The following is a 25,747-nucleotide window of genomic DNA, read 5'->3' as shown; positions in this document are numbered from 1 at the left end:
CGTCAGCCTCTCAGCTTGTAGCCGAAGCCGCGGACCGTCTCGATCCGGTCCTGGCCGATCTTGCCGCGCAGCCGCTGGACGTGGACGTCCACGACCCGGGTGTCGCCGCCCCAGCCGTAGTCCCAGACCCGCTCCAGCAGCCGGTCGCGGGAGAGGACGGTGTTCGGCGCGGTGGAGAACTCCAGCAGCAGCCGCATCTCGGTCGGCGTCAGCGCCACCGTCACGCCGCCCTTGCGGACCTCCATGCCCTCGGTGTCGACCTCCAGGTCGCCGAAGCGCAGCAGCGTCTCCGTGAGGCCGTCGTCCTCCGCGGCGCCGGCGCCGGCGCGGTCCGGCCCGCTGGCGTGGCCGAAGCGGCGCAGCACCGCCCGGATGCGGGCGACCAGCACCGCGCCGTCGAACGGCTTGGTGACGTAGTCGTCGGCGCCGGCCTCCAGGCCGAGCACCACGTCGATGGAGTCGGCGCGCGCCGACAGCATGATCACGGGGACGGTGGACTCGTCGCGGATCCGGCGGCACAGGCTCACGCCGTCGAGCCCCGGCACCATGACGTCGAGCAGGGCGATGTCGGGGCGGTTGGCGCGGAACGCCTCCAGGCCCGCGAGCCCGTCGGGCATGGCGGTGACCACGAAGCCGTCCCGCTCCAGCGCGAGTTGGGTGGCTTCGCGGATGACGTCGTCGTCCTCGACGAAGAGCACGTGGGTGTCGGCCATGCGGTTTCTCAACCCTCCGATGCCGTGGCGCCGAGGTCGGCGCCGGCGTCGTCCGGCGCCTCGTCGACGGTGGTCTTGCTGTAATCGGTGTGGTAACGGTCGTACTCGGCGAAGCGGTCGTTCGCCCAGCGGTACGTCATCACATCTTCCCCCGACGGGCAGCACACCTTGTCGCCCGGTTCGTAGGTCTGCTTGGAGACCTCCAGCTCGCCCTTGTCCACCCCGGCGTAGACCGACGGCTGCTCGTTCGCGTACACGTTGTCATACCCGCCCCGGGAACCGGACCGCTCCCGGTAGACGTACGCGCCGAGGCCGACGGAGTCCGCACAGGTCATGACGTTGACGATCACGTCGGGGGACTTGTTGCCGGTCAGTGAGGCGTAGGTCACTTCGATGGGGTACTCGTGCGCCGCGCAGGGCTTGGCGACGGCCCGCTTCACATCCGCGCTGACCTTGGGGTCGCCGGTGAGCAGCCGGACCGCGTTGACCTTCTTGTAGCGCGTGCTCGGCGCGGGCGCCGGGGTGGCGCTCATCGCGCCCCGGGGCGCGGGGGTGTGGCTGGCGGAGCCCTCCTTGCGGATGCCCTCGCCACCGGGGGTGCACCCGGCCAGCAAAAGGCCGACGGCGGCCACCCCCGCCGTGGCCGCGCCGCCCTTGCTCAAACCGCCTCTGGTCAGGCCTCTGGTCAGCCTGTATCTGGACAATCCGCTCCCGCTCACCGTGCCGCTCGCACAGCCGCCGATCCTGTCGTCGCCGTGCCCCCGGCCGCTGTTCCTGTGGAAATTGTCGCGCGCCAAGCTGTGAGCCGGGCTGTGGGCTTGGTTACGTCGCCTGCCGGGCCGCCGCCGGCGCGGCGTGCGCCGCGGACCGGGCCGCCGGCCGTGCTTCCCCCTGCGCCGCCGGTCAGGCCGCGCACCGCTCCCGCTCCTGCTCCCCGCGCTCCAGCACCCGGGCGTCTATGTCACGGCTCTCCAGCTCCTGGCGGAGGCGGGCCAGGGCCCGGTGCAGGGTGCTCTTGACGGTGCCGGTGGACATGCCGAGGGCGGCCGCGGTCTCCTCGGTGCTCATCTGCTCCCAGTGACGCAGCACGACGACGCTGCGCTGCTTGGGGGCGAGCACGCCGAGGATGTCCATCAGCAGGGCCCGGTCGGCGCGCTGCTCGCTGCCGTCGTCGACGCTGGCGTCCGGGAGCTGCTCGGTGGGCACCTCTTCCAGCTTGCGGGCGCGCCACCACTCGGTACGGGTGTTGATCATGACGCGGCGGAGGTAGGCGTCCGCCAGCGACTTGTCCGCGATGCCGTCCCAGCGGCCGTAGGTGCGGACGAGGGCCGTCTGCAGCAGGTCCTGGGCGTCGACCGGATCCGGCACCAGGCGCCGGGCACTGCGCAGCAGGGCATCCTGCCGGGTCCGCACGTACTCTTCGAAGTCCAGTACCTTGCCGCCGCTGGTCGCCATTCCGACGCCTCCGATCCGCTTACGTTTCCCCGCGTTGTCCGTGCCGGTGGTCATCTCCAGCACGGGAATGACGCTACGGAGGGGGTGTTGCGGCGTAATGTGCGTCGGCCCCTCAAGGAGGGCACGGAAGACCGTCGGTTGTGTAACAGCGCGCCGGGGGTCATACCTCGGGCGGACAAGGGCCGCCACGCCGTCATACTCCGGACGGACGGCAGACCCCCGCCGAGGGGGGCGAAGGTCCTACGGCGGAGCGCGACATGCGCCCGCGACGGCCGAAGAGCGAGGGAACGCGCCTTATTGGGGCGCCTTTTCGGTCAGTTCCGCGGGAGTTCGGTTTCTGCTGGCGATGTGTTGTGCCGCCTCCCGTCCCCGGTGGGGAGAAGCCGACGGGCGCGGCCCCTGGAGAGGGACCGCGCCCGTGAAGACGTACGGAACGCCGCCGGCGTCACCTGACGGGACCGTGACCTGGGCGACTGCGCCCGGACGGAACCGCGAGGTGACGCAACCGTCCGGTGGATCAGGAGTGCGGCAGGCGGTAGCGGCCGCCGCCCAGTGGCTCCACCAGACCGTCCGAGACCAGGCCGTCCAGGGCGCGGGCCCGCTGGATCGGCTCGTCCCACACCTGGTCCAGGACGCCCTGCGGCACCGGCGCGACCGCCTCGCGCAGCACGGCCAGCAGCTTGCCGCGCACCTGGCGGTCGGTCCCGGCGTAGGCCTGGGTGCGGCGCGGCGGACCCTCATGGGCCGGCGAACCGGCCAGCCGCCAGGCGCACTGGGCGACGATCGGGCAGCGGTGGCACTCCGGGCCGCGCGCGGTGCAGACCAGGGCGCCCAGCTCCATCGTGGCCGCGGCCCAGCGGGCCGCGAGGCCCTCGTCCTCGGGGAGCAGGGCACGGGCGAGCTTGCGCTCGGCGGCGGTGGTGGCGTTCGGCGGGTACTGGCGGCCGGTGACCGCGCGGGCGAAGACCCGCCGCACGTTGGTGTCCAGTACCGCGTGCCGCTGCCCGTAGGCGAAGGAGGCGACGGCCGCCGCGGTGTACTCGCCGACGCCGGGCAGAGCCAGCAGCTGGGCGTGCTCACGGGGGACGTCGCCGCCGTGGCGCTCCTGTATGGCGGAGGCCGCGGCGTGCAGCCGCAGCGCGCGCCGCGGATAGCCGAGCCGGCCCCAGGCGCGCACCGCCTCGCCGGGCGGCTCCGCGGCGAGGTCGGCGGGCCGGGGCCAGCGGGCCAGCCACTGCTCGTACACCGGCAGCACGCGGCTGACCGGGGTCTGCTGGAGCATGAACTCGCTCACCATCACGCCCCAGGCGCCCGCCTCGGGGCGGCGCCAGGGCAGATCGCGGGCGTGCTCGGCGAACCAGTCGGTGACCGGGCCGTGCAGCCCGGTCCCGTCCGTGGCCCCCGCGGCCGATGCGGCGGCGGAGGCGTTCTCGGCGACGGCGGTCATGGCACTGGGAATGGCAGGCGTGGAAGTCATGGCACTGCCGATCCTGGCACGCCCGCCCGCCCCCGGGGAACGCACCCGCCCCGCCCCGCCGTGCGCCCACCCACACGCAGGAAGGGGCGGGGCTCCCAGGGAGCGGCACCGGCCACCGGGCCGCGGGCCGGTGCGCGTGAGGCGACAGGGGCGTACGAGGATGCAGTCATGGAGGAGACGAGCGGTACACAGGGCGCCGGGGGCCGGGCGGAAGAGACCGGGGGAGCGAGCGGGGGCGCGGCCGGCGGCGGGGCCTGCCCGGCCGGCATCCGGCGGGCGCTGGACACGCACACCACCGTGACGCTGGCGTACGCGGACGAGGACGGGCCGCAGGCGTGCGCGGTGCTCTACGCCGCCGGGGAGGCCGCCGACGGGGCGCCGGTGCTGTACTTCGTCACCTCCGCGAGCACCCGGCACGGCCGGGCCCTGGGGGAGCCCGGTGCGCGGGTGGCGTTCACGGCGCAGCGGGACGGCCAGGAGTGGAGCGGGCTGACCGGCATTCAGGGGCGGGGCGGATGCCGCCCGTTGAGCGGGGACGAGCGGGACGCCGGATGGCGCGTCTACACCGCCCGCTTCCCCTTCGTCGCGGCCGACGCGCGGCTGCGCGCGGCCCTGGAGCGGACCGCGCTGTGGGAACTGCGCCCGGACTGGCTGCGGTTGATCGACAACGCGCAGGGTTTTGGCCACAAGGAGGAGTGGCGGGCGTAGCCCTCCTGAGGGGGCGGGACGGCGCGTCGGCGGTCGGCGGGGTGCGGGGCGTGCGCCGCGGGCACGGCCGGCGTTGGGCGGTGGCGCGTTGCGGAAAAGCGCTGGTGTGGGCATGTACGCACGGTCACCGGGCTGATGATGGGAAAAGTTGCTGTCCGATGCGGCGGGTACTGGCCGGTGCCGGTCCGGATCTCTCGTAGAGTTTCAGCGTGGGATCACTGCGCAATCCGATCGGGCCGCTTCCCTCCTCCATCTACTGGCGGCGGAGGGCCGTTGCGCTGGCCGTCGTCGTCCTCCTGGCCGCCCTGGTGGTGTGGGTGCTCACCATGGGCGGGGGTGAGGACAGGACGGCGGCCGAGGGCAAGGGCGCGCAAGGATCCGGACCCGCCGCCTCCATCACACCGGGACCCGCGCCCAGCGGACCGGCGATCAGTCAAAAGCCCGGTGGCCGCGACGAGTCGGGCGGCGGGTCCTCGGGCTCCGGAGGCGGCTCCACGGGCGGTGGCGGCGCGGGCGGCGGAGGCGGCGGTTCCGCGGCGGGCGGCGCCGGCTCCGGCGGCACCCCGATCGGCCAGGCCGCGGGCGACGACTCCCCCGTCGCGGCGGGCCCGTCGCTCGCCAACTGCGCCTCGGACACCGTGGAGTTGAAGCTGCGCAGCGTCAAGGACTCCTACGGGCCGGACGACAAGCCGAAGTTCGAGCTGGCCGTGCACAACTCCGGTGGCGCGGCCTGCAAGGTGGACCTCGGACGCAAGGCGGCGGTGCTCACCATCACCGACACCGCGGGTGACGACCGGGTGTGGGCCTCCGGCGACTGTCCGTCGAGCAGCTCCCCGGCGCTGCTCCAGGTGCCCGCCAAGGGCACGGTGACCCGCACCGTCGCCTGGGACCGCCGGGCCAGCGGCCCCCAGTGCGAGACGCCGAGCGCGGCGACGGTGCCGGCCGGCACGTACCTGATCGAGGCGAAGGTGCCGGGGCTGACGGCGGTGCACACGACGTTCGAACTGGCCAAGGACTGACGGCCGGGGCCGGCCGCCGAGGGGCGTCCAGGGCGCCGGGCCGGCGTCGGACGGCCTGGTGCGGAGGGCCGGTCCGGAGGGGCCCGCGGGGCCGGCGGTGGAACTGGCCGGGGAACGGGCCGCCCCTGCGCGTACCGGTCCGAGCGGGGTGCGCCAGGGCGTGTCGTCACACTGGCGGTGTCCGGCCGGAGGCCGCACGGCAGGCGCCGGTTCGGCGACGCGCCCTAGACGTACCGCTCCAGGATCGACGACTCGGCCAGGCGGGAGAGGCCCTCGCGGACCGTGCGGGCGCGGGTCTCGCCGACGCCCTCGACCGCCTGGAGGTCGTCCACGCTGGCCGCGAGGAGCTTCTGGAGGCCGCCGAAGTGGTCCACCAGGCGGTCGATGACCGCGCCGGGGAGGCGGGGGACCTTCGCCAGCAGCCGGAAGCCGCGCGGCGAGACCGCCGAGTCCAGCGACTCGGGGGAGCCGCTGTAGCCCAACGCGCGGGCCACGATGGGGAGTTCGATCAGCTCGGTGTGGCTGAGGGCGTCCAGCTCGGCCAGCGCCTCGGCGACCGTGCGGGAGCGCTTGGCGGTCGGCTCGGGGACGTAGTCCCGGGCGACCAGTTCGCGCTCCGGCTCCACGCCGGCGATCAGCTCTTCGAGCTGGAGGGCCAACAGGCGGCCGTCGGTGCCCAGTTCGACCACGTACTCGGCGATCTCGGTGGCGATCCGGCGGACCATCTCCAGGCGCTGGGCGACCGCGGAGACGTCGCGCACCGTGACCAGGTCCTCGATCTCCAGGGCGGAGAGGGTGCCGGCGACCTCGTCCAGACGGAGCTTGTAGCGCTCCAGGGTGGCCAGCGCCTGGTTGGCGCGGGAGAGGATCGCCGCGGACTCCTCCAGCACGCGCCGCTCGCCGTCCACGTAGAGCGCGATCAGGCGCATGGACTGGCTGACCGAGACCACCGGGAAGTTGGTCTGGATGGAGACCCGTTGGGCGGTGCGGTGGCGGGTGCCGGTCTCCTCGGTGGGGATGGAGGCGTCCGGCACCAACTGGACACCGGCCCGGAGGATCTTGGTGATGTCCTTGTCGAGGACCAGCGCGCCGTCGAGCTTGCACAGCTCGCGCAGGCGGGTGGCGGTGAACTCGACGTCGAGGACGAAGCCGCCGGTGCACATCGACTCGACGGTCTTGTCGAAGCCGAGGACGATCAGGGCGCCCGTATTGCCCCGGAGGATGCGCTCCAGGCCGTCCCGCAGGGCCGTACCGGGCGCGACGGCGCTCAGGGAGGCGCGCATCAAGCTCTCGGTGCCGGAGCTTCCTCCGGACCTGCCGGGAGACGACGCCCGGTCGTTCGCTGCCACTGCACTCCTCCGTCGCATGGTCTGTCGGTCCGGGCCGCCCGGCCGGTGCCGCGGTGCGTACCACAAGGAGCGTACGTGGCCGGTGGGGGACGGCGGTGACGGGCGTAGACCGGGGCAAAGTCTACCGGCGTGCTTCCTCCTCCCGCGGGGCCTCCCGGCGGACCCGCTTGGGCAGCACGGACAGTGCCTGGCCGATGTCGGCGACCTCCAGGACCCGCATCCCGTCGGGGATCTTTCCGGGGTCGGTGGGGACCAGGGCGTGGGTGAAGCCGAGCCTGGCCGCCTCGGCCAGGCGGCGCTGGACGCCGGTGACCCGCCGGACCTCGCCGGCCAGCCCGACCTCGCCGATGGCGACGAGGTTCTTCGGCAGGGGGGTGTCGCTGGCGGCGCTGGCCAGGGCGAGGGCGACCGCGAGGTCGGCGGCCGGCTCGCTGAGCTTCACCCCGCCGACCGTGGCGCTGTAGATGTCGCGCTTGCCGAGGGCGCTGATCCGGCCGCGCTGCTCCAGGACCGCGAGCATCATCGAGACCCGGGAGGTCTCCAGGCCGGAGGTGGTGCGCCGGGGGGAGGGGATCTGGGAGTCGACGGTCAGCGCCTGGACCTCGGCGACCAGCGGGCGGCGGCCCTCCAGGGTGACCGTCAGGCAGGTGCCGGGCACCGGCTCGGCGCGGCGGGTCAGGAAGAGGCCGGAGGGGTCGGCGAGGCCGGTGATGCCCTCGTCGTGCAGCTCGAAGCAGCCGACCTCGTCGGTGGTGCCGTAGCGGTTCTTCACGCCGCGGACGAGGCGGAGCCGGGCGTGCCGGTCGCCCTCGAAGTGCAGGACGACGTCGACCAGGTGCTCCAGGAGGCGGGGGCCGGCGATGGCGCCGTCCTTGGTGACGTGGCCCACCAGGAGGGTGGACATGCCGCGCTCCTTGGAGGCCCGGATCAGCGCGCCGGCGACCTCGCGGACCTGGGCCATGCCGCCGGGGGCGCCGTCGATCTCGGGGGAGGCGACGGTCTGCACGGAGTCCAGGATGAGCAGCGAGGGCTTGACGCTGTCCAAGTGGCCCAGGACCGCGGAGAGATCGGTCTCGGCGGCCAGATAGAGATCCTCGTCGAGGGCGTTGATGCGGTCGGCTCGCAGCCGGACCTGGCTGGCGGACTCCTCGCCGGTGACGTAGAGCGTGCGGTGCTCGGCGGAGGCGGCCTTGGCGGCGACGTCCAGCAGGAGGGTGGACTTGCCGACGCCGGGCTCGCCGGCCAGCAGCACCACCGCGCCGGGGACCAGCCCGCCGCCCAGCACGCGGTCCAGCTCCGGCACGCCCGTCGAGCGGGCGGTGGCCTGCTTGCCGTCGACCTGGCCGATGGGCAGTGCGGCGGTGGTGACCCGGCCGGGCGCGGTGGTGCGCACCGCGGGGGTGCCGCCGAACTCCTCGACCGTGCCCCACGCCTGGCACTCCGGGCAGCGGCCGAGCCACTTGGCGGTGGTCCAGCCGCACTCGGTGCAGCGGTACGAGGGGCGCTCCTTGGCCGACGATTTACGAGTTGCCATGACGCCACCGTAGCGGCGGGGTGTGACAGCGGGCCCTGCCGAGCCCCCGGCGGACAGGGCGACCGCCGGCGACGGGGGGCCGTGCGGGGCGGCCGGGTGGCGTGCGCCGAGCGTGCGCGGCGGCGGAATAGCAGATGTGTGTCCTCTTTTGAGGGAGATGGTCACCCGTAAGGGTTAAAAGTGACCCCGCTACGCAGGCATGGCTGCATCATCGGCCTACCGTCGCCGGGGTGATGAGCAGCAGGCCCGAGCACCCGACGCACACCACCGGCGCACTCCGGTCGCGCACCTCCGCACCGCGCCGGCACCGGCCGCAGACCGACGGGCGGCCTCCCCGCCCTGAGCCCCAGGACCGCTACGAGCCCCATCTGGACGGGCTGTTCACCTATTGCCTGTCCGTGCTGTGCGAGCACGACGCGGCCGCCGCCGTGCTCGGCGAGGCGCTGGCGCTCGCCGAGCGCCAGCACGGCCGGCGCCCCGCCGACCCCGCCCTCTTCCGCCCCTGGCTCTACGCCCTGGCCCGCTGGGCGTGCCTGCGCCGGCTCGCCGAGCAGGCCGCCCAGGCCCCCCAGGAGGCAGTCGGCCCGCCCGATGAGGGACCGCCCCCGGCACGCCGGCGCGAACTGGCCACGCTGGCCTGGCCGGAGGCGGCCGGCACCACCCCCGAGCAGCGCGAGGTGCTGGAGCTGTCGGCGCGCCACCGGCTGGCGCCGGACGGTATCGCCGCGGTGACCGGCGCCGACCCCACCGCCACCCGCACGCTGCTGGCCACCGCGTCCTGCGAGGTGGAGCGGACCCGGGCGGCGCTGGCGGTGGTCGAGTTCGGGCGCTGCCCGGACGTCGGGCGGCTCGGCGGCGACGGCCAGATGCTGCTGGGCGCGGCGCTCCGCCGGGAGCTGGTGCGGCACGTCGACGACTGCGCGGAGTGCCGCCGGACCGCCGAGCTGGCCACCGTCGCCGGGCCCTGGCCGGGCACCGCGCCGGCCGACCAGGGCTCGCTGCCGCTGGTCACCGCGGACCGGACGGCGGTGCGCGGGGCCCTGGCGGCGGCCCGCTCGACGCGGTCGGGGCGGGCCGAAGGGGTGCCCGGTACGGCTCCCGCACCGGCCGGTCGGAGCGGTGGAGTAAACGGTTCTCCACGCTATGACCGCAGGGGTTTCCCGCTCGCCCCCACCGACCGGACCGCCCGCCGCCGGCGGCTGCGCAGCCGCGCGCTGACCACCGCCGTCGTGGCGACGGTGCTGGCCGCGCCGGTGCTCGCGCTGTGGGCGGCCTACCGCAGCGCCCCGGAGGCCGGCGGCACGGACGTGCTGCCGACGGTGGCGGCCAACGAGGTCGCGGGAACGGTGACCGGCGGCAAGCTCGTCGGCAGCCGCTACGAGAACGCGGGCAACTCCCGCTCGACGGCGCCCCGTATCGACTCCCGGCCCGGTGGGGCGTCGGACGTCTCCGTCGCGGTGCTGAGCGCGGCCGCCGGCCCGACGCCGCCCACCGGCCGGGAGGAACGGGGGCCGGGGCGGCTGACGGTCGCCGCGCGGCCGGCCGCCGGCACCACGGTCATCACGATCAGCGCCGCCGGCGGCACCCCGGTGCGCTGGCGGGCCGCGGTGCGCGCCCCCTGGCTCCAACTGAGCCACACCGCGGGGGAGTTGCGGCCCGGCCAGAAGGCGCGGATCACGGTCTACGTGGACCACGACCGGGAGCCCGAGGGGCCCTGGCGCTCCACGATCGCCATCCGGCCCGGCGGCACCACCGTGACCCTGGAGGGGCACGGTACGGCGGAGCCGGCCCCGGCGTCGGACGAGGAGCGGGGGAGCCCGGCGCCCGTGCCGCTGTCGTCGCGCCCGTCGTCGCACCGCCCGGCACCGCGCTCGACGCGCCCCGGGCCGACGCGGCCGGCGCCCTCGCATCCGGCGCCGTCACCGTCGCCCCCGCGCGTCTCGCCGACGCCCGCACCCACGCCCCCGCACACCTCGCCCGCGCCGACGCGGTCGTCGCCGCGGCCGAGCGGGAGCGCGGTGCCGGCCGGCGGGTCCGGGCCGCCGATGACACCGTGGAACACCGCGCGCCCGGCGGACTGAGGCGCCGGGCCGCCGCCGGGACGTCGGGTGGCGGGTCGTCGGTCGCCGAGGGCGGGGCCGCAGGGATGCCGGCCGCGCCGGCGCCGCCGCCGTCGCCGGTGTCGGCTACTGCGCCCCGGCGGCCCGCGGCCCGGGGTCGGCCGGGTGCGGGGCCAGCGGCAGCTCCGCCGCCAGCCGCTGCTCGCACAGCTCGGCGAGCTTGGCGTAGCCGGCCGGGCCCATCAGCTCGGTCAACTCCGGCTTGTACGTGACGTAGACGGGCTCGCCGGCGCCGTGCGCCGAGGTCGCCGAGGTGCACCACCAGTGCAGGTCGTGGCCGCCCGGACCCCAGCCGCGGCGGTCGTACTCGCCGATCGTGACCTGGAGGATCTGGGTGTCGTCCGGCCGGTCGAGCCAGTCGTAGGTGCGCCGGATCGGCAGCTGCCAGCAGACGTCCGGCTTGGTCTCCAGCGGCTCGCGGCCCTCGCGGAGCGCGAGGATGTGCAGCGAGCAGCCGGCGCCGGCCTTGAAGCCGGGGCGGTTCTGGAAGATGCAGGAGCCCTTCCAGCGGCGGGTCTGCCGCTCGCCGTCCTCGTCCTCCTCGATCCAGCCGGTGTCGGTGCCGACGTCGTGGAACTGCCACAGGTCGGGGGTGAGCCGCGCCACGTGCTGCGCGACCCGCTCCTCGTCCTCCTCGTCGGAGAAGTGCGCGCCGAGCGTGCAGCAGCCGTCGTCCGCGCGGCCGGCCTGGATGCCCTGGCAGCCGCTGCCGAAGATGCAGGTCCAGCGGGAGGTCAGCCAGGTCAGGTCGCAGCGGAAGAGCTGCTCGTCGTCGCCCGGGTCGGGGAAGGTGACCCAGGCACGGGCGAAGTCGAGGCCGACCTCATCGGCCGTGGCCCCGTCGCCGGACCGCGCGGCCGCGGCCGCGGCGGCCTCGGCCCTGGCGGCCTTGGCGCGCCGCTTTTCTTCCTTCTTCAGGGCCTTTTCGGCTTTTTCGTGCTTCGCCTGCTTCGTCTTTGCCACGGGTCCAGCGTACGGCCGGCGCCGGGCCTCTTCCGTCGCAGCAGTAGGTTTCCCCGTATGAGACTCGGTGTCCTCGATGTGGGTTCGAACACGGTCCACCTCCTGGTGGTGGACGCACACCCGGGCGCGCGCCCGCTGCCCGCCTACTCGCACAAGGCGGAGCTGCACCTGGCCGAACTCCTCGACGGGGAGGGTGCCATAAGCGAGGCCGGCGTGCACCGCCTGGTGGCCACCATCCGCGACGCGATGCGGGTCGCCGAGGACAAGGGCGTCGAGGACGTGCTCCCCTTCGCCACCTCCGCGATCCGGGAGGCCAGCAACGGCGAGGAGGTGCTGCGCCTGCTCACCAAGGAGACCGAGGTCACCCTCCAGGTCCTCTCCGGCGAGGACGAGGCCCGGCTGACCTTCCTGGCCGCCCGCCGCTGGCTGGGCTGGTCCGCCGGCCGGCTGCTGGTCCTGGACATCGGCGGCGGCTCGCTGGAGATCGCCTACGGGCTGGACGAGGACCCGGACGTGGCGGTCTCGCTGCCGTACGGGGCCGGCCGGCTGACCGGGGCCGACCTGCGGATCGACCCGCCGGACCCGGAGGACGTCCGGGCGCTGCGGCGCCGGGTGCGGGCCGGGATCGCCCGGGTGGTGAGCGAGTACGCCCGCTACGGCACGCCCGACCAGGTCGTCGGGACGTCCAAGACGTTCAAGGCGCTGGCCCGGCTCGCGGGGGCGGCGCGCTCCTCGGAGGGCCTGTACGTCCAGCGCGAGCTGTCCCGCAAGAAGCTGGAGGAGTGGGTGCCGCGGCTGGCGCAGATGAGCGCCCGGGAGCGGGCCGGGCTGCCGGGGGTGTCCGAGGGGCGGTCGCGGCAGCTGCTCGCGGGGGCGCTGGTGGCCGAGGCGACGATGGACCTGTTCGGGGTGGAGGCGCTGGACATCTGCCCCTGGGCGCTGCGGGAGGGCGTGATTCTGCGGCGGTTGGACCACCTGCCGTAGGGAGCGGCGCCGGCCGGCTGCGCGGTCGCGCCCCGAGGGGCGCGTGGCCGGGTGCCCGCGCTCCGGAATGCGGCGGAGATCACACCCGGCCCCGGGGAGCGGCCGTGCCCCCTGCGTCGTAGGGGTTCTGGCCCGTCACGGGGGTTGCGGCGGGCGGTCCCGGCGTGGTGGACGTCCTGCCCCGCGGGCGGTGTCCGCCCTTACGCTGTCCCTCGTGACAGAGCCAGTGGTGCGGATCCCGAACGCGAAGGTCGCGCTGTCCACGGCTTCGGTCTACCCGGAGTCGACGGCGACGGCCTTCGAGATCGCCGCACGCCTGGGCTACGACGGCGTCGAGGTCATGGTCTGGACCGATCCGGTCAGCCAGGACATCGAGGCGCTGCGCCGGCTCTCGGACTACCACGGCGTGCCGGTGCTGGCCGTGCACGCGCCCTGTCTGCTGATCACCCAGCGGGTCTGGTCCACCGACCCGTGGGTCAAGCTCCAGCGGGCCCGTACCGCCGCGGAGAAGCTGGGTGCCTCCACGGTCGTGGTGCACCCGCCGTTCCGCTGGCAGCGCGGCTACGCCCGGGAGTTCGTCCGCGGCATCTGGCGGATGGAGGGCGAGACCGACGTCCGGTTCGCGGTGGAGAACATGTACCCCTGGCGGTACCGCGACCGCGAGATGCTCGCCTACGCCCCGGACTGGGACCCCACCAACGACGACTACCGGCACTTCACCGTCGACCTCTCGCACACCGCCACCGCGCGGCACGACGCCATGGCGATGGTGGAGCGGATGGGCGACCGGCTGGCGCACATCCACCTCGCCGACGGCAACGGCTCCGCCAAGGACGAGCACCTGGTGCCCGGGCGTGGCAGCCAGCCCTGCGCGGAGCTGCTGGAGCGGCTGGCCGCCACCGGCTTCGACGGCCATGTCGTCGTGGAGGTCAACACCCGCCGGGCGATGTCCGCGGCCGAACGCGAGGCCGATCTGGCCGAGGCGCTCGCCTTCACCCGGCTCCACCTGGCGTCCCCGACCTGGGTTCCCGGCACGTAGCCCGGTGCCCGCGCTGCGGGTGTCCGCAGTCCGGTCCGCCGTCTCACATCCCGGAGACCGTGTCCAGATCCTGGATCGGCAGCGTAATCTCGGAACCAGCCGCCGTACGGCGCCGACGCTGTACGTCCGCATCCCGGCTGTACGCCCGTTTCCGAGGGAGTGACCATCGTGCCCGAGCTGAGGTCCCGCACCGTTACCCACGGCCGCAACATGGCGGGCGCCCGCGCCCTTATGCGGGCCTCGGGCGTAGCGAGCGAGGACATCGGCAAGCCGATCGTCGCGGTCGCCAACTCCTTCACCGAGTTCGTGCCCGGACACACCCACCTCGCCCCGGTCGGCCGGATCGTCTCCGAGGCGATCAAGGCCGCGGGCGCCGTGCCCCGCGAGTTCAACACCATCGCCGTCGACGACGGCATCGCCATGGGCCACGGCGGCATGCTCTACTCGCTGCCCTCCCGCGACCTGATCGCGGACTCGGTGGAGTACATGGTCGAGGCGCACTGCGCCGACGCCCTGATCTGTATCTCCAACTGCGACAAGATCACCCCCGGCATGCTGATGGCGGCCCTCCGCCTCAACATCCCCACGATCTTCGTCTCCGGCGGCCCCATGGAGGCCGGCCGCGCCACTCTGGTCAACGGCACCGTCCGCAAGCTGGACCTGATCGACGCCATGGTGGACGCCTCCAACGAGAACGTCTCCGACGAGGACATCCTCCGCATCGAGGAGAACGCCTGCCCCACCTGCGGCTCGTGTTCGGGCATGTTCACCGCCAACTCGATGAACTGCCTCACCGAGGCGATCGGCCTGTCCCTGCCCGGCAACGGCTCGGTCCTCGCCACCCACACCGCCCGCAAGGCGCTGTACGAGCGGGCCGGCGCCACCGTCGTCGAACTGGCCAGGCGCCACTACGAGCAGGACGACGCCACCGTCCTGCCCCGCAACATCGCCACCCATGCCGCGTTCGAGAACGCCATGGCGCTGGACATCGCGATGGGCGGCTCCACCAACACGATCCTGCACCTGCTGGCCGCCGCCCAGGAGGCCGGCGTCGGCTACGACCTGACCGACATCGACGCCGTCTCGCGCCGCGTCCCCTGCCTGGCCAAGGTCGCCCCGAACGTCGCCCCCGGCGGCACGTACTACATGGAGGACGTGCACCGCGCCGGCGGCATCCCCGCCATCCTCGGCGAGCTGTACCGCGGTGGGCTGCTCAACGAGGACGTGCACACCGTCCACGCCCGGTCCGTCAAGGAGTGGCTGGACGCCTGGGACGTGCGCAGCGGTGCGGCGACCGACGAGGCGGTCGAGCTGTGGCACGCCGCCCCCGGCTGCCGGCGCTCCGCCACCGCCTTCTCGCAGTCCGAGCGCTGGGAGACCCTCGACACCGACGCCGCCGGCGGCTGCATCCGCGACGTGGCCCACGCCTACTCCCAGGACGGCGGCCTGGCCGTCCTGAGGGGCAACCTCGCCGAGGACGGCTGTGTGGTCAAGACCGCCGGCGTCGACGAGTCCATCTGGACCTTCGAGGGCCCGGCCGTCGTCTGCGAGTCCCAGGAAGAGGCCGTCGACAAGATCCTCGCCAAGCAGGTCAAGGAGGGCGACGTCGTCGTCATCCGCTACGAGGGCCCCAAGGGCGGCCCCGGCATGCAGGAGATGCTCTACCCGACGTCGTTCCTCAAGGGCCGGGGCCTGGGCAAGGCGTGCGCCCTGGTCACCGACGGCCGCTTCTCCGGCGGCACATCGGGCCTCTCCATCGGCCACGCCTCCCCCGAGGCGGCCTCCGGCGGCACCATCGCCCTCGTGCAGGACGGCGACCGCATCCGCATCGACATCCCCCGCCGCAGCATCGAACTCCTGGTGGACGAGGCGGAGTTGGCCGCCCGCCGGGAGGCCCTCGGCGGCGTCTACGCCCCGAAGAACCGCGAGCGCAAGGTCTCGGCGGCCCTGCGCGCCTACGCGGCGATGGCCACCAGCGCGGACAAGGGCGCCGTACGGGACGTGAGCAGGCTCGGCTGATCCCCGCCCGGACACCGACCGGCCGCCCCTGTCACGGATGACGGGGGCGGCCGACTCGTTTCCGAGCGGTGCGCCGCGGTCGCGGGGTGCCGACGCGCGTCCCCTCTTGAAGGACGTTGGATAACTGACGTGACGTCAAGGATGCGTGATCACCTGTGAGTTGAGGGGCACCCTCACCACCGACCCGGGTCCGTCGTCGCCACCCCGAAGACCGTGCCGTCGGGGGAGGCCGCGTAGACGCGGTCGTGGGCGGCGTCCAGGGCGGGGGCGGGGACGGCCTGGAGGAAGCCGTTGCGGCGGGTGGCGGTCAGGCGGGGCGAGGTCTGGCCGAGGAGGGCGCCGGTGGCCGTGTCGACGGCGAGCAGGCGCCCGTCGGCGGCGGTGAAGTAGAGGCGGTTGCCGGCGACGACGGGGGCCGAACCGCGGCTGACGGAGGTCTCGGTGACCCAGGTGCGGCCGCCGACGGCCTGGAGGGTGCCGCCCTCGGCCAGGAGGTAGACGGTCTCGTCGTGGACGGTGGCCAGGACGCCGCGCAGCCGGGCGGTGAGCGGGAGCCTGCGGGTCTGGTGGGTGGCCGGGTCGTAGCGGAGGACCGCGGAGGCGACGTTGTCGTAGACGGGGTCGCCGACGGTGAGGTAGACGGCGCCGGAGGTGCCGCGGCCGGCCAGGGTGAGGAGGCCGGGGAGCCGGCGGGACCAGCGGAGCGAGCCGTCGGCCGGGTCGATGGCGGTGAGTCGGGTGGCGGCGCCGGTGGGGAGGGTCTCGGCGGCGTACGCGGTGTGCGGGTCGCCGTACGAGGTGAAGTGGGGGAAGCGGTGGTCGGGGAAGCGCTTGCGCCACCGGGTGGCGTGGGTGGTGGAGTCGAGGGCGGTGACGGTGCCGTCCCCGGCGGTCAGGAGGATGCGGTCGCCGACCACCGCCGCGCCGCCCGCGTAGCCGGAGACGTCCAGGCTCCAGCGGACCGCGCCGTTGCCGCCGGCGGACGGGTCGAGGGCCAGCAGGCGTTTGCCGCCGTCGGCGAAGACGTAGAGCCGGCCGCCGGAGAGGACCGGGGCGGTCGGGGCGTTGGCGACCGGGCCCGTGGGGGCGCCCTTGTGGCGCCAGGCCACCTCGCCGGAGCCGGGGGAGAGGCGGGCCGCGGGCAGACCGGACTGGCCGCAGAAGACGGCGCCGGCGCCGACCGTGCAGTACGGCATCTCGGCGGCGGAACCGGCGGGGCGCTTGACGATCGTGGTGCGCCAGGGGTGGAAGGCGGCACGCGGGCCGGTCGGCGCGTGGGTCTGGAGCGCGGGGTCGTCGGGGGAGCCGGGGGTGAGGGCCCAGGCGGCGGTGAGCGCGCCGGCGAGGACGACGAGAGCCGTGGCGGCCCACAGGAGACGACGGCGGGGGCGGGTGCGGTGCGGGCCGGCCGCGGGCGCCTCTTCCGTGGAGGGCGCGGGCACGCGGGCGGCGTCCGGGGTGCGGGCGCGGACGTGGGTGGTCTCGGCGCGCGGCGGGTCGGACTCGGCGCGCAGCGGCTGCCGCGGGCCGGGCACCCGGGTGTCGCCGGGGACCGTGTCCGGTATCGCGTCGGCGGCCGGCACCAGGTCGGCCGGCACCGTCATCGGCGCGTCCGTGCACAGCAGTTGCATCAGCCGGTCCGGGGTCGGGCGGCGGGCCGGGTCCTTGGCCAGGCAGCTCTCGACGAGCGGGACGAGCTCCGCCGGCACCCCGGAGAGGTCCGCCTCGTCGTGCACCACCTGGTACGCGACGAGGTAGGGGCTGTCCGAGTCGAACGGGCCGCGCCCGGTGGCGGCGTGCACCAGCACCGACCCCAGGGCGAAGACGTCCGCCGCCGGGCCGACCTCGCGCGGCCGCTGGAACTGCTCGGGGGCCATGAACGGCGGGGTGCCGATCAACTTCCCGGTCTCGGTGCGCATCTCGCTGTCGGACGGCCGGGAGATCCCGAAGTCGATGACCTTCGGCCCGTCGGCGGCGAGCAGGACGTTGCCGGGCTTGAGGTCGCGGTGCACCACGCCCGCCCGGTGGATGTCGCGCAGCGCCTCGGCCAGGCCCGCGCCCAACTGGCGCACCTCGGCGGGGGCCAGCGGGCCGTTCCGCTTCACATGCTCGGAGAGCGTCGGGCCGGCGATGTGGAGGGTCGCCATCCAGGGGCGGTCGGCGTCCGGGTCGGCATCCACGACGGGGGCGGTGAAGGCACCGCTGACCCGCCGGGCGGCGGTCACCTCCTGCCGGAACCGCCCCCGGAACTCCGGGTCCTGGGCGAAATCGGCGTGGATGACCTTGACCGCGAGCAGCAGTCCGGAGGAGGACCGGGCGAGATGGACCACGCCCATGCCCCCGGAGCCCAGCCGCGCCTCCAGGCGGTAGTGCCCGGCGTATTCCGGACGCTCCGCTTCCGGGCCGGGCCCGGAGTCGCGCAGCGGCGGCATCGTTCCACCCCCGTGTCGGTCCCCTACCAAATCGGTCGCAAGTGCGACGCGCGGAGCCTAGTCGATGGCGCGTCCCGGACGGGGGAGGCTTGCTAGCGTGCGCGTCAAGGGAGTCGAACAGGCGCCCGGCAGCGCACCGTCCGACGCCATCGGACGGCCATCCGACACGGGGGGAACAGTCATGACCACGCAGGAATTCCAGCAGGACGGCACGGCGGACACCGCGGGGGAGCCGGTACCGCTTCGTGCGTCGCTCGCCGCGTCCAGCTATCCCGTCGCGGCCGGCTACCGCGTCAACGTCCGCCAGGGGCCCGGCACCAACACCCCGATGGTCCGCCAGCTGCCGGTCGGCGCCCAGATCACCATCCGCTGCCAGCAGCGCGGCGAGTGGGTCACCGGCCCCTGCGGCACCACCAACCTCTGGGACAGCATCGGGCCCGGCCAGTACGTCTCCGACGCCTATGTGCGCACCGGCAGTAGCGGCATGGTCGCCCCCAGCTGCATGAGCTGACGCGGCGGTCGGCCGCACGGCGGGGCCGGCGGGCCCCCGGGGATAATCGATGCCATGAGCGATGCGCAGCGGACCGAGACCCCGGGCGGCCCGGAGCCGGAGGAGATCCGCTTCTTCGGCACCACCTGGGTCGAGCACCACGGCGGCTACGGCCTGCGCCGGGCCGGGGTCGCGGTGGGCTCGCTGGTCCTGGCCGCCGTCGGCGCGCTGGTGCTGCGGTTCGCCTTCCAGGGCCTGGAGATCGCCGCCGTCGGCTCGTTCGTCAACATCCTGGTGGTGGCCGGCTTCGCGATCTGCAACGCGCTGGCCTTCCGCCGCACCTGGGAGGGGTTCGTGCGCCGCCCGGACCTGGCCGCCGACAGCGCCGCCGAGCGGTCGGCGCAGAGCCTGATGCTGATCGGCTTCATCGGCTCGCTGCTGGCGTACTTCTGCCGCAGCCTGGTCGAGGCGCCCGGCGAGAAGCTCCGCCGCGGCGAGTACGAGGCGGCGCGGGAGCGCTACGCCCGCCGCCGGGAGACCCGGGCGGGCAACCCGGCGGCCCGCACCCCCAAGGGGAAGAAGCGCCGCTAGGGCGCTTCTGACCGGCCCCGGGGCGTCACGCCCCCGCCCGCCGGGCGGCGGCGTAGCGCGCGGCCAGGGCGCCGAACACCGCGTGCGGCTCCCAGTGCGCCTCCTCGTCGAGCATCCGCACCACGCCGTACGAGGAGAGGTCGGCGGGGCCCACCTTGCCGAAGGAGGCGAAGGTGAACCACAGCGCGGTGTCCACCCCCTCCTCCTCGAAGACGTCGAGGAGCTCGCCGAAGTACCGCACCTGTTCGCCCTCGTCGGGCACCGCGTCCGCCGGCGGCTGCCAGGCCGTCCCGCCGAGCGCGCCGGCACCCTCGTAGGGGCACGTCCCGAACTCGGTCACCGCGACCGGCTTCCCGTGCGCCGCGTGCCCGCGCAGCTCCTCCCGGTAGGTGTCGGCGTTGTACGCGGCCCGGTACGCGTCCACCCCGACGATGTCGAACGGCGTCCAGTCGACCGCCTCCCAGGGCCCCGCGGCGTAGCTGATCCGGCCCCCGAAGCGCTCCCGGACGACCCCGGCGGCCTCGGCGAGGAAGGCGTTCAGCCGCTCCTGCACCGGGCCGAGCGCCATCCACCAGTCCAGGTCGGCGGTGGCCATCGCCGTCAGCCGGTCGCGGTAGCGGTCCCCGGGGACGAAGCCGGCGCAGAACGCGCTCAGTTCGCACCCGGTGACGAAGACCACCTCGGCCCCGGCCCGCCGGACCTCCTCCGCCCGCTCGGCACACTCCGCGAGGAACGGCAGCAGCTCCTCGGGCGTGCGGTCCACGGGGAACGGCGCGAACCACACCTCCAGCCCGGCGTCGGCCGCGCAGCGCGCCGCGGTGCTCAGCCGCTCGGGCCGCCCGCCCGAGATCCGCACCGCGTCGCAGTGCAGCTCCCCGGCGATCACGCCCATGTCCCGGCGCACCACCGCCTCGGTGAAGCTCTTCCGCGTGAGCTCGTCCCCGGGCAGGAACCCGGTGTCGTAGTTGATGCCGCGTGCGCGCATGCCGCTCCTCGTCTCCCCCGTCGTGCGGCCGGCGGGCCGGGCCACGGCGCCGGCCGGGTCCGCACCGGCCATCGGGCCGATTCTCCAGCAGGGCGGTCCCGTCCGGGCCGGAATCCACGCGATCGCGGTCGTGCGGAACGCCCCGACAGCCGTCGTCCCGCGGGCAGTTGGGCCCGCGGGCCGCCGGTCTCATGGGCAGTGGCACGGACGGCACCGTTCCGGGGCAGGATGCCGCCGTGCAGCCTCCGAAGCCGCCCGGTTGTCACACCCCGCCCCTCGGCGTCGTCCTCCTTCCGGGGCCGCCGGCGCACGGACCGCGGCCCGCGACCGGAGAGGCGGGAGCGGACATGGCGGAGCGGGACCACGGGACGACGGCGGACGTGCGGGGCGGGGCCGCGCGGCTGGCGCGGTTCGAGGAGCAGCGGGCCCGGCTGTGGGGCGTGGCGTACCGGATCACGGGGACGGTCAGCGACGCCGACGACGTCGTCCAGGAGGCGTGGCTGCGCTGGCAGGCCCTCCCCGAGGACCCGCCCGTGGAGAGCCCGCGCGCCTTCCTCACCACCGTGGTGAGCCGGATCTGCTACGACCTGCTGGGCTCGGCCCGGTCCCGGCGCGAGCTGTACGTGGGGCCGTGGCTGCCGGAACCGGTGCTCGACGGGGCCGCCGGCACCGGCCCGGCCGGCGCTCCGGTCGGCCCCGAGGACCGGGTGACCCTCGACGAGTCCGTGGGCATGGCCCTGCTGACCGTCCTGGAACGGCTCACCCCGGCCGAGCGCACCGCCTTCGTCCTGCACGACGTCTTCGCCGTGCCGTTCCCGGAGATTGCCGAGGCGGTCGGCCGCACCCCGGAGGCGGTCCGGCAGCTGGCCTCGCGCGCCCGCCGCCGGGTGCGGGCCGAGGCGCCGCGCCGCACCGTCGACCGGGCCGAGCACCGGCGCACCGTCGAGGCGTTCCTGTCGGCCGTCACGGGCGGGGACTTCGAGGCGCTGCTGGCCGTCCTCGACCCGGAGGTGGTGTGGCGCTCGGACGGCGGCGGCAAGGTCAGCGCGGCCCGCCGGCCGGTGCTGGGCCGGGAGAAGGTCGCCCGCTACGTCTGGGGCATGGTCACCCGCAGGCTCGACCCGGCGACCATGCGGCTGGTCGTCAGGGACGTCAACGGCGCCCTGGGGATGGTCTTCGCGGACACCACGGGCGGCTACCCGTCCGGGGTCTTCGCCTTCACCGTCCACGACGGGAAGATCACCGAGGTGGACGCCGTGATCAATCCCGACAAGCTCGGCCACCTGGACCTCGCCGAGGAATGAGCCCGGCCCTCGGCCCCGGCCCCGGCGGCCTCAGGCGGCGTCGTACTCCCACTCCGGCTGCCCGTCCCCGTAGAGCCAGTCGTCGAACAGATCGGTCAGGTCCTCGTCGGTGCGGTCCTGGCAGAACGCGATGAAGTCGTCGGTGTCGGCGCCCGCGTGCCGGTACTTCGCGGGCCATTCCTTGAGGATCGAGAAGAACGCCTTGTCCCCGACGGCGTTCCGCAGCTGCTGGAGGACCATCGCGCCGCGCTCGTAGACCGGCTGCCCGGTGACGTCCGCCGCGGTGTCCGGTGTGCCCGGGGGGAACTCCCAGCGCGCGTGGTCCTCGTCCGAGTCGTAGAGGGCGTCGAAGCGGTCCTGCGGGCTGTCGCCGCCCTCGCGCTCCTCCCAGAGCCACTCGGCGTAGGTCGCGAACCCCTCGTTGAGCCAGGTGTCCCGCCAGCTCTTCGGCGTCACCGAGTCGCCGAACCACTGGTGGGCGGTCTCGTGCACGACGGTGACGGTGTCCGGCGCCCCGGCGTAGATCGGCTTGGTCTGGGTCTCCAGCGCCACCCAGTCGACCCGGGCCGGGGTGTGGTCCACGATCGCGCCGGCCGACGAGAACGGGTACGGGCCGAACAGCTCGGTCGCCCACCCGAGGATCTCCGGCAGCCGGGCCAGCGGCTTCCGGCTCGCCTCGGCCTCCTTGGGGTCCACCGCGACGTAGAGCGGCAGGCCCTGCGGCGTACGGGACTCCTGGACGTCGAACGTCCCGATCGTCGCGGTGGCGAGGTAACTGGCCATCGGCTCCGCGCTGTGCCACTCGTAGGTGGTCCACCCGCCGGCCGTCCGCTTCGCCCGCAGCTCCCCGTTGGCGACCGCGGTGTAGCGCCGCGGCACGGTGATCGAGAAGTCGTAGGCGGCCTTGTCGCTGGGGTGGTTGTTGCCGGGGAACCACGTCATCGACCCGGCCGGCTCCCCGGCGACGAACGCGCCGTCGGCGGTCTTCACCCAGCCCTCCGACGCCCCGTCCGCGTCCCGCATCTCCTGCGGCGTCCCGCGGTAGTGGACGGTCGTCCGGAACACCTTGCCTTTGCCGATCCCGGCGGCCGGCCGGACCACCAGCTTGTGCCCCTTGCGGCTGAACCCGGCGTCCGCGCCGTCGACCCGGACGCCGGTCACCGTCATCCCCTGGAGGTCGAGCTGGAAGGACCGCAGGTCCGCACCGGCCTTGGCGGTGATCGCGGCGGTGCCGTCCAGGTGCCGCTGGGCCACGTCGTAGCGGAGGTCGAGCCCGTAGTGGCTGACGTGGTAGCCGCCGTTGCCCAGCTTGGGGAACAGCGGATCGCCCAGCCCACCGCTGCCCGCCGCCCCTTCGACGACCGTGCCCCCGGGCGAGCAGGACGACAGCAGCAGGGCGACGGACAGCGCGGCTATGGCACCGCATCTGCGCGGGGAACGGCGACGCACGGCACTCCTCGGGCCGAGTACGGATGGTGCAAACACAAGTTCCCTGACCTTACGGTCATTTCCGCCGCACCGACCGCTCCCGTCGGGCAAAGGCCCCAACGCCCCCTCCTGCCACGGCCCGCCCCCGACACGGAACACGCCCCAACGGAGCACGCCCCCACAGCAGTCCGACGACCGGACCACGGGAGCGCTGGGCCATGGGAGCGCCGGGCTATGGGAGCGCCGGGCCATGGGAGGACCGAACTGCGGGGGCTGAACTGTCCACGCCGTGGAACCGCCCACTCCACGGAACCGCCCGCTCCGTGGACACCCCGGCACCCCGCCCCACCACCAGTGCGAGGATGGCCCCGAACCGACCACGCACCACCGGCGAGGTGAACGCATGCCCCAGAAGGTCGCCGTACTCGGCACCGGAAAAATCGGCGAGGCCCTGCTCAGCGGCATGATCAGGGGCGGTTGGGCACCCTCCGACCTGCTGGTCACCGCCCGCCGCCAGGAACGCGCCGAACAGCTGCGGACCCGCTACGGCGTCGAAGCGGTCAGCAACGCCGAGGCCGCCGAGGCCGCCGACACCCTGATCCTCACCGTCAAGCCCCAGGACATGGGCGCCCTGCTGACCGAACTGGCCCCGCACATCCCCACCGGCCGCCTGGTCATCAGCGGCGCCGCCGGCATCCCGACCTCCTACTTCGAGGAGCGGCTGGCCCCCGGCACCCCGGTCGTCCGGGTCATGACGAACACTCCGGCCCTCGTCGACGAGGCGATGTCCGTCATCTCCGCCGGCACCCACGCCACCGCGGCGCACCTCACCCTCGCCGAGGAGATCTTCTCCACGGTCGGCAAGACCCTGCGCGTCCCGGAGTCCCAGCAGGACGCCGCCACCGCCCTCTCCGGCTCCGGCCCCGCCTACTTCTACTTCCTGGTCGAGGCCATGACCGACGCCGGCATCCTCCTCGGCCTCCCGCGCGACAAGGCCCACGACCTCATCGTCCAGGCCGCCATCGGCGCCGCGGTGATGCTCCGCGACAGCGGCGAACACCCCGTCAAGCTCCGCGAGAACGTCACCTCCCCCGCGGGCACCACCATCAACGCCATCCGCGAACTGGAGAACCACGGCGTCCGCGCCGCCCTGATCGCCGCCCTCGAAGCCGCCCGCGACCGCAGCCGCGAACTGGCCACGGGCAACGGCGGCTGACAGCCCGCACCGGCGCCCGGCACCAGCCCCGGCCGCCACCACCGCCCGCCGCTAGTCACCATCGACGGCCGGCAGCCGCCACCGCCGGCCGCAACCACAGCCGCCGGCCGTCCGTTGGCCGATGCCCGACCGCGATCAGCCAACAGCCCGGCCCCCAGCGGGAATACCACCCCTCCCCACACCGTTGTGGCCCCGTAGGGGGCGCTCCTGACCCCTACGGGATCCGTTCCCCTCCCCCTTACGGGGCCTTAAGGAGCCTTACGGCCCTGTGACCCCCTACGCCCCAACAGGCAACAACCCCACCGCCTCATACGCCGCGTCCACGCGCGGCCGCGCCAGGCCCCGGGCCCGCTCGGCCCCCGCCCGCAACACCCCGTCGACGTAACCGGGATCGGCCGCCAGCTCCGCATGCCGCTCCCGCACCGGCCGCAGCACCTCCTCCACCGCATCCGCGACGTCCCGCTTGAGCGTCCCGTACGAGCCGTACGCCGCCGCCAACCCGGCCGGATCGGCATCCCCCTGGCAGGCCGCCAGCACATCCAGCAGGTTCGCCACCCCCGGCCGCGCCTCCCGGTCGTACACCACGTCCGTCCCGGCGTCCGTCACGGCCCGCATCACCTTCCGCCGCACCACATCCGCCTCGTCCAGCAGATGGATCACCCCGGCCCCACCGTTCCGCGCAGCGCTGCTCTTCCCCATCTTCGACCGGGGATCCTGAAGGTCCATCACCCGCGCCGCCACCTGCGGCAGCGTCGCCCGCGGCACCACGAACACCGGCCCGTACCGCCGGTTGAACCGCTCCGCCAGATCCCGTGTCAGCTCCACGTGCTGCGCCTGGTCCTCGCCCACGGGCACCTCGTCCGTCCCGTACGCCAGGATGTCCGCCGCCATCAGCGCCGGATACGTCAGCAGCGACAGCCGCACCCCGGCCGCCTCCTCGCGCGCGGCCTTCTCCTTGTACTGCACCATCCGCCGCATCTCGCCGACGCCGGCGGTGCACTCCATCAGATACGCCAGCCGCGTGTGCTCACCGACGTGGCTCTGCACGAACACCGTGCACCGCGCCGGATCCAGCCCCGCGGCCAGCAACAACGTCGCCGCCTGACGACTGAGCCGGCGCACCCGCGCAGGATCGTGGTCCACGGTCAACGCGTGCAGGTCCACCACACAGAACAGCGCGTCCGCCCGGTGCTGCTCCCTGGCGACCCACTGCCGCACCGCCCCGAGGTAGTTCCCCAGCGTCAGGTGCCCCGTCGGCTGCACCCCGCTGAACACCCGCGTCGCGGCCTCGCCGAACGTCCCCGCCGTCTCGACCATCGCGCTCATCCGTCCCTCTCTCAACGAGACCGCCGCCTGTACCGGCCGGTTACGGAAGGAGATACGCGAACGGCCGCCGAGGCGGCGGCCGTAGTCATGCATGTGCTGCTGGGCGGCCGCCGTCAGGCGGGCCACCACTGCTGTACGAGCACATGCGCGGTCATGGCCCCCAACGTACCCGGCCGCCCCTCTCTCCGCATGCGTTTGAACCACTCCGCGCCCTCGTGTAGGGTTCTCCGAGTTGTCACGGAGCCGAAGGCCCCGGGCAGCCATCCCGCCGCATCGCGGCACCTCACTACTGCACGGCCCCTCAACGGGATCGAATTCCGCATGTCGAAATTCATTCCGGGCGCCTGATTAGGCGTCACCGAGGAATTCCGCTAACGTAGTGGACACCCCGCCGACGGGGAATCGGATCGAAATTCGAACCGCTCGCATCTCACTGAGATGTGGACCGGAACGGAAAGAAGATCTGATAAAGTCGGAAAGGTCGAGAAGCGAAAGCGAATCGGCCGAACCCTGCTCCAACAGGGGGCCGGAGACGGAAACGGATCTGGTACGGTTGGAACCGCGAGAAAGCCGAAAGGCCGGATCGCACCGGCGA

21 protein-coding genes are annotated in these 25,747 nt (G+C 74.1%); 10 read left to right on the top strand and 11 right to left on the bottom strand.

What is annotated here, in order from left to right:
* Positions 1-2: 2 nt before the first annotated feature.
* The 4 genes from cseB to ACIQE0_RS36070 all read right to left on the bottom strand — a co-directional run bounded on the left by cseB (position 3) and on the right by ACIQE0_RS36070 (position 3,645).
* Positions 3-713, bottom strand: a complete 711-nt coding sequence (cseB, locus tag ACIQE0_RS36085) for a two-component system response regulator CseB (RefSeq protein WP_366332404.1) — start codon at positions 711-713, stop codon at positions 3-5.
* 8 nt (positions 714-721) lie between these two features.
* Complete coding sequence (locus ACIQE0_RS36080) at positions 722-1,375, bottom strand: hypothetical protein (RefSeq protein WP_402339903.1); 654 nt, start codon at positions 1,373-1,375, stop codon at positions 722-724.
* Between the two features lie 241 nt (positions 1,376-1,616).
* Positions 1,617-2,168: a SigE family RNA polymerase sigma factor gene (locus ACIQE0_RS36075; RefSeq protein WP_366332516.1), complete on the bottom strand. Its 552-nt coding sequence runs from the start codon at positions 2,166-2,168 to the stop codon at positions 1,617-1,619.
* Positions 2,169-2,685: 517 nt separating this feature from the next.
* On the bottom strand, positions 2,686-3,645 hold the full coding sequence (locus ACIQE0_RS36070; protein WP_366332402.1) for an A/G-specific adenine glycosylase: 960 nt from the start codon (positions 3,643-3,645) through the stop codon (positions 2,686-2,688).
* A 168-nt stretch (positions 3,646-3,813) separates the two neighbouring features.
* On the opposite strand from ACIQE0_RS36070, the gene ACIQE0_RS36065 reads away from it, so the two are divergent.
* Together ACIQE0_RS36065 and ACIQE0_RS36060 are read left to right on the top strand one after the other, a co-directional pair.
* Positions 3,814-4,353 (top strand): pyridoxamine 5'-phosphate oxidase, encoded by a 540-nt coding sequence (locus ACIQE0_RS36065; RefSeq protein ID WP_366332401.1) that lies wholly within the window; start codon positions 3,814-3,816, stop codon positions 4,351-4,353.
* 209 nt (positions 4,354-4,562) lie between these two features.
* The gene (locus tag ACIQE0_RS36060) at positions 4,563-5,372 is read left to right on the top strand and encodes a hypothetical protein (RefSeq protein WP_402339898.1); all 810 of its coding nucleotides are present in this window, start codon (positions 4,563-4,565) and stop codon (positions 5,370-5,372) included.
* A 224-nt stretch (positions 5,373-5,596) separates the two neighbouring features.
* On the opposite strand, the gene disA is transcribed toward ACIQE0_RS36060, so the two are convergent.
* Both disA and radA read right to left on the bottom strand, forming a co-directional pair.
* Complete coding sequence (disA, locus tag ACIQE0_RS36055; protein WP_366332398.1) at positions 5,597-6,721, bottom strand: DNA integrity scanning diadenylate cyclase DisA; 1,125 nt, start codon at positions 6,719-6,721, stop codon at positions 5,597-5,599.
* 121 nt (positions 6,722-6,842) lie between these two features.
* On the bottom strand, positions 6,843-8,255 hold the full coding sequence (gene radA / locus ACIQE0_RS36050) for a DNA repair protein RadA (RefSeq protein WP_402339895.1): 1,413 nt from the start codon (positions 8,253-8,255) through the stop codon (positions 6,843-6,845).
* A 233-nt stretch (positions 8,256-8,488) separates the two neighbouring features.
* Between radA and ACIQE0_RS36045 the strand changes: the two genes are divergently transcribed.
* On the top strand, positions 8,489-10,336 hold the full coding sequence (locus ACIQE0_RS36045) for a sigma-70 family RNA polymerase sigma factor (protein WP_402339892.1): 1,848 nt from the start codon (positions 8,489-8,491) through the stop codon (positions 10,334-10,336).
* A 105-nt stretch (positions 10,337-10,441) separates the two neighbouring features.
* On the opposite strand, the gene ACIQE0_RS36040 is transcribed toward ACIQE0_RS36045, so the two are convergent.
* Positions 10,442-11,338, bottom strand: coding sequence for a hypothetical protein (locus ACIQE0_RS36040; RefSeq protein ID WP_384103965.1), 897 nt, complete (start codon positions 11,336-11,338; stop codon positions 10,442-10,444).
* 57 nt (positions 11,339-11,395) lie between these two features.
* Here ACIQE0_RS36040 and ACIQE0_RS36035 point away from each other — a divergent pair, with 57 nt between their 5' ends.
* From ACIQE0_RS36035 to ilvD, 3 genes are all read left to right on the top strand, one after another.
* On the top strand, positions 11,396-12,322 hold the full coding sequence (locus ACIQE0_RS36035; RefSeq protein WP_402339889.1) for a Ppx/GppA family phosphatase: 927 nt from the start codon (positions 11,396-11,398) through the stop codon (positions 12,320-12,322).
* A gap of 226 nt (positions 12,323-12,548) precedes the next feature.
* Positions 12,549-13,361, top strand: a complete 813-nt coding sequence (locus ACIQE0_RS36030; RefSeq protein ID WP_366332514.1) for a sugar phosphate isomerase/epimerase — start codon at positions 12,549-12,551, stop codon at positions 13,359-13,361.
* A 168-nt stretch (positions 13,362-13,529) separates the two neighbouring features.
* A complete protein-coding gene (gene ilvD, locus ACIQE0_RS36025; protein WP_366332393.1) occupies positions 13,530-15,380 on the top strand; it encodes a dihydroxy-acid dehydratase in 1,851 nt (616 codons plus the stop codon).
* 173 nt (positions 15,381-15,553) lie between these two features.
* Here the strand turns inward: ilvD and ACIQE0_RS36020 are convergent, their stop codons facing one another.
* Positions 15,554-17,812 (bottom strand): protein kinase domain-containing protein, encoded by a 2,259-nt coding sequence (locus ACIQE0_RS36020; protein WP_366332392.1) that lies wholly within the window; start codon positions 17,810-17,812, stop codon positions 15,554-15,556.
* Between the two features lie 181 nt (positions 17,813-17,993).
* Between ACIQE0_RS36020 and ACIQE0_RS36015 the strand changes: the two genes are divergently transcribed.
* Complete coding sequence (locus tag ACIQE0_RS36015; protein ID WP_366332391.1) at positions 17,994-18,323, top strand: SH3 domain-containing protein; 330 nt, start codon at positions 17,994-17,996, stop codon at positions 18,321-18,323.
* Positions 18,324-18,377: 54 nt separating this feature from the next.
* Positions 18,378-18,893: a hypothetical protein gene (locus tag ACIQE0_RS36010; RefSeq protein WP_366332390.1), complete on the top strand. Its 516-nt coding sequence runs from the start codon at positions 18,378-18,380 to the stop codon at positions 18,891-18,893.
* A gap of 25 nt (positions 18,894-18,918) precedes the next feature.
* On the opposite strand, the gene ACIQE0_RS36005 is transcribed toward ACIQE0_RS36010, so the two are convergent.
* The gene (locus ACIQE0_RS36005) at positions 18,919-19,878 is read right to left on the bottom strand and encodes a hypothetical protein (protein WP_402339961.1); all 960 of its coding nucleotides are present in this window, start codon (positions 19,876-19,878) and stop codon (positions 18,919-18,921) included.
* A gap of 347 nt (positions 19,879-20,225) precedes the next feature.
* Between ACIQE0_RS36005 and sigJ the strand changes: the two genes are divergently transcribed.
* Positions 20,226-21,182 (top strand): RNA polymerase sigma factor SigJ, encoded by a 957-nt coding sequence (gene sigJ, locus ACIQE0_RS36000; RefSeq protein ID WP_366332388.1) that lies wholly within the window; start codon positions 20,226-20,228, stop codon positions 21,180-21,182.
* A gap of 30 nt (positions 21,183-21,212) precedes the next feature.
* On the opposite strand, the gene ACIQE0_RS35995 is transcribed toward sigJ, so the two are convergent.
* Positions 21,213-22,631, bottom strand: a complete 1,419-nt coding sequence (locus ACIQE0_RS35995) for a M1 family metallopeptidase (protein ID WP_402339884.1) — start codon at positions 22,629-22,631, stop codon at positions 21,213-21,215.
* 382 nt (positions 22,632-23,013) lie between these two features.
* Here ACIQE0_RS35995 and proC point away from each other — a divergent pair, with 382 nt between their 5' ends.
* Positions 23,014-23,826 (top strand): pyrroline-5-carboxylate reductase, encoded by an 813-nt coding sequence (gene proC, locus ACIQE0_RS35990; RefSeq protein ID WP_366332386.1) that lies wholly within the window; start codon positions 23,014-23,016, stop codon positions 23,824-23,826.
* Between the two features lie 276 nt (positions 23,827-24,102).
* Here proC and trpS read toward each other — a convergent pair whose 3' ends face one another.
* Positions 24,103-25,152, bottom strand: coding sequence for a tryptophan--tRNA ligase (trpS, locus tag ACIQE0_RS35985; protein WP_402339881.1), 1,050 nt, complete (start codon positions 25,150-25,152; stop codon positions 24,103-24,105).
* Positions 25,153-25,747: the final 595 nt, after the last annotated feature.

The sequence above is a fragment of the Streptomyces sp. NPDC093097 genome, from assembly GCF_044754325.1.
In the GTDB taxonomy this organism is placed as follows: Bacteria; Actinomycetota; Actinomycetes; order Streptomycetales; family Streptomycetaceae; genus Streptomyces.
This window is presented reverse-complemented; position numbering and strand designations above follow the sequence as displayed.

Coding starts and splice junctions, on each gene's coding strand:
- cseB (WP_366332404.1), bottom strand. CDS start 713: ATGGCCGACACCCACGTGCTCTTCGTCGAGGACGACGACGTCATCCGC.
- ACIQE0_RS36075 (WP_366332516.1), bottom strand. CDS start 2,168: ATGGCGACCAGCGGCGGCAAGGTACTGGACTTCGAAGAGTACGTGCGG.
- ACIQE0_RS36070 (WP_366332402.1), bottom strand. CDS start 3,645: ATGACTTCCACGCCTGCCATTCCCAGTGCCATGACCGCCGTCGCCGAG.
- ACIQE0_RS36065 (WP_366332401.1), top strand. CDS start 3,814: ATGGAGGAGACGAGCGGTACACAGGGCGCCGGGGGCCGGGCGGAAGAG.
- radA (WP_402339895.1), bottom strand. CDS start 8,255: ATGGCAACTCGTAAATCGTCGGCCAAGGAGCGCCCCTCGTACCGCTGC.
- ACIQE0_RS36045 (WP_402339892.1), top strand. CDS start 8,489: ATGAGCAGCAGGCCCGAGCACCCGACGCACACCACCGGCGCACTCCGG.
- ACIQE0_RS36035 (WP_402339889.1), top strand. CDS start 11,396: ATGAGACTCGGTGTCCTCGATGTGGGTTCGAACACGGTCCACCTCCTG.
- ACIQE0_RS36020 (WP_366332392.1), bottom strand. CDS start 17,812: ATGCCGCCGCTGCGCGACTCCGGGCCCGGCCCGGAAGCGGAGCGTCCG.
- ACIQE0_RS36015 (WP_366332391.1), top strand. CDS start 17,994: ATGACCACGCAGGAATTCCAGCAGGACGGCACGGCGGACACCGCGGGG.
- ACIQE0_RS36010 (WP_366332390.1), top strand. CDS start 18,378: ATGAGCGATGCGCAGCGGACCGAGACCCCGGGCGGCCCGGAGCCGGAG.
- ACIQE0_RS36005 (WP_402339961.1), bottom strand. CDS start 19,878: ATGCGCGCACGCGGCATCAACTACGACACCGGGTTCCTGCCCGGGGAC.
- sigJ (WP_366332388.1), top strand. CDS start 20,226: ATGGCGGAGCGGGACCACGGGACGACGGCGGACGTGCGGGGCGGGGCC.
- proC (WP_366332386.1), top strand. CDS start 23,014: ATGCCCCAGAAGGTCGCCGTACTCGGCACCGGAAAAATCGGCGAGGCC.
- trpS (WP_402339881.1), bottom strand. CDS start 25,152: ATGAGCGCGATGGTCGAGACGGCGGGGACGTTCGGCGAGGCCGCGACG.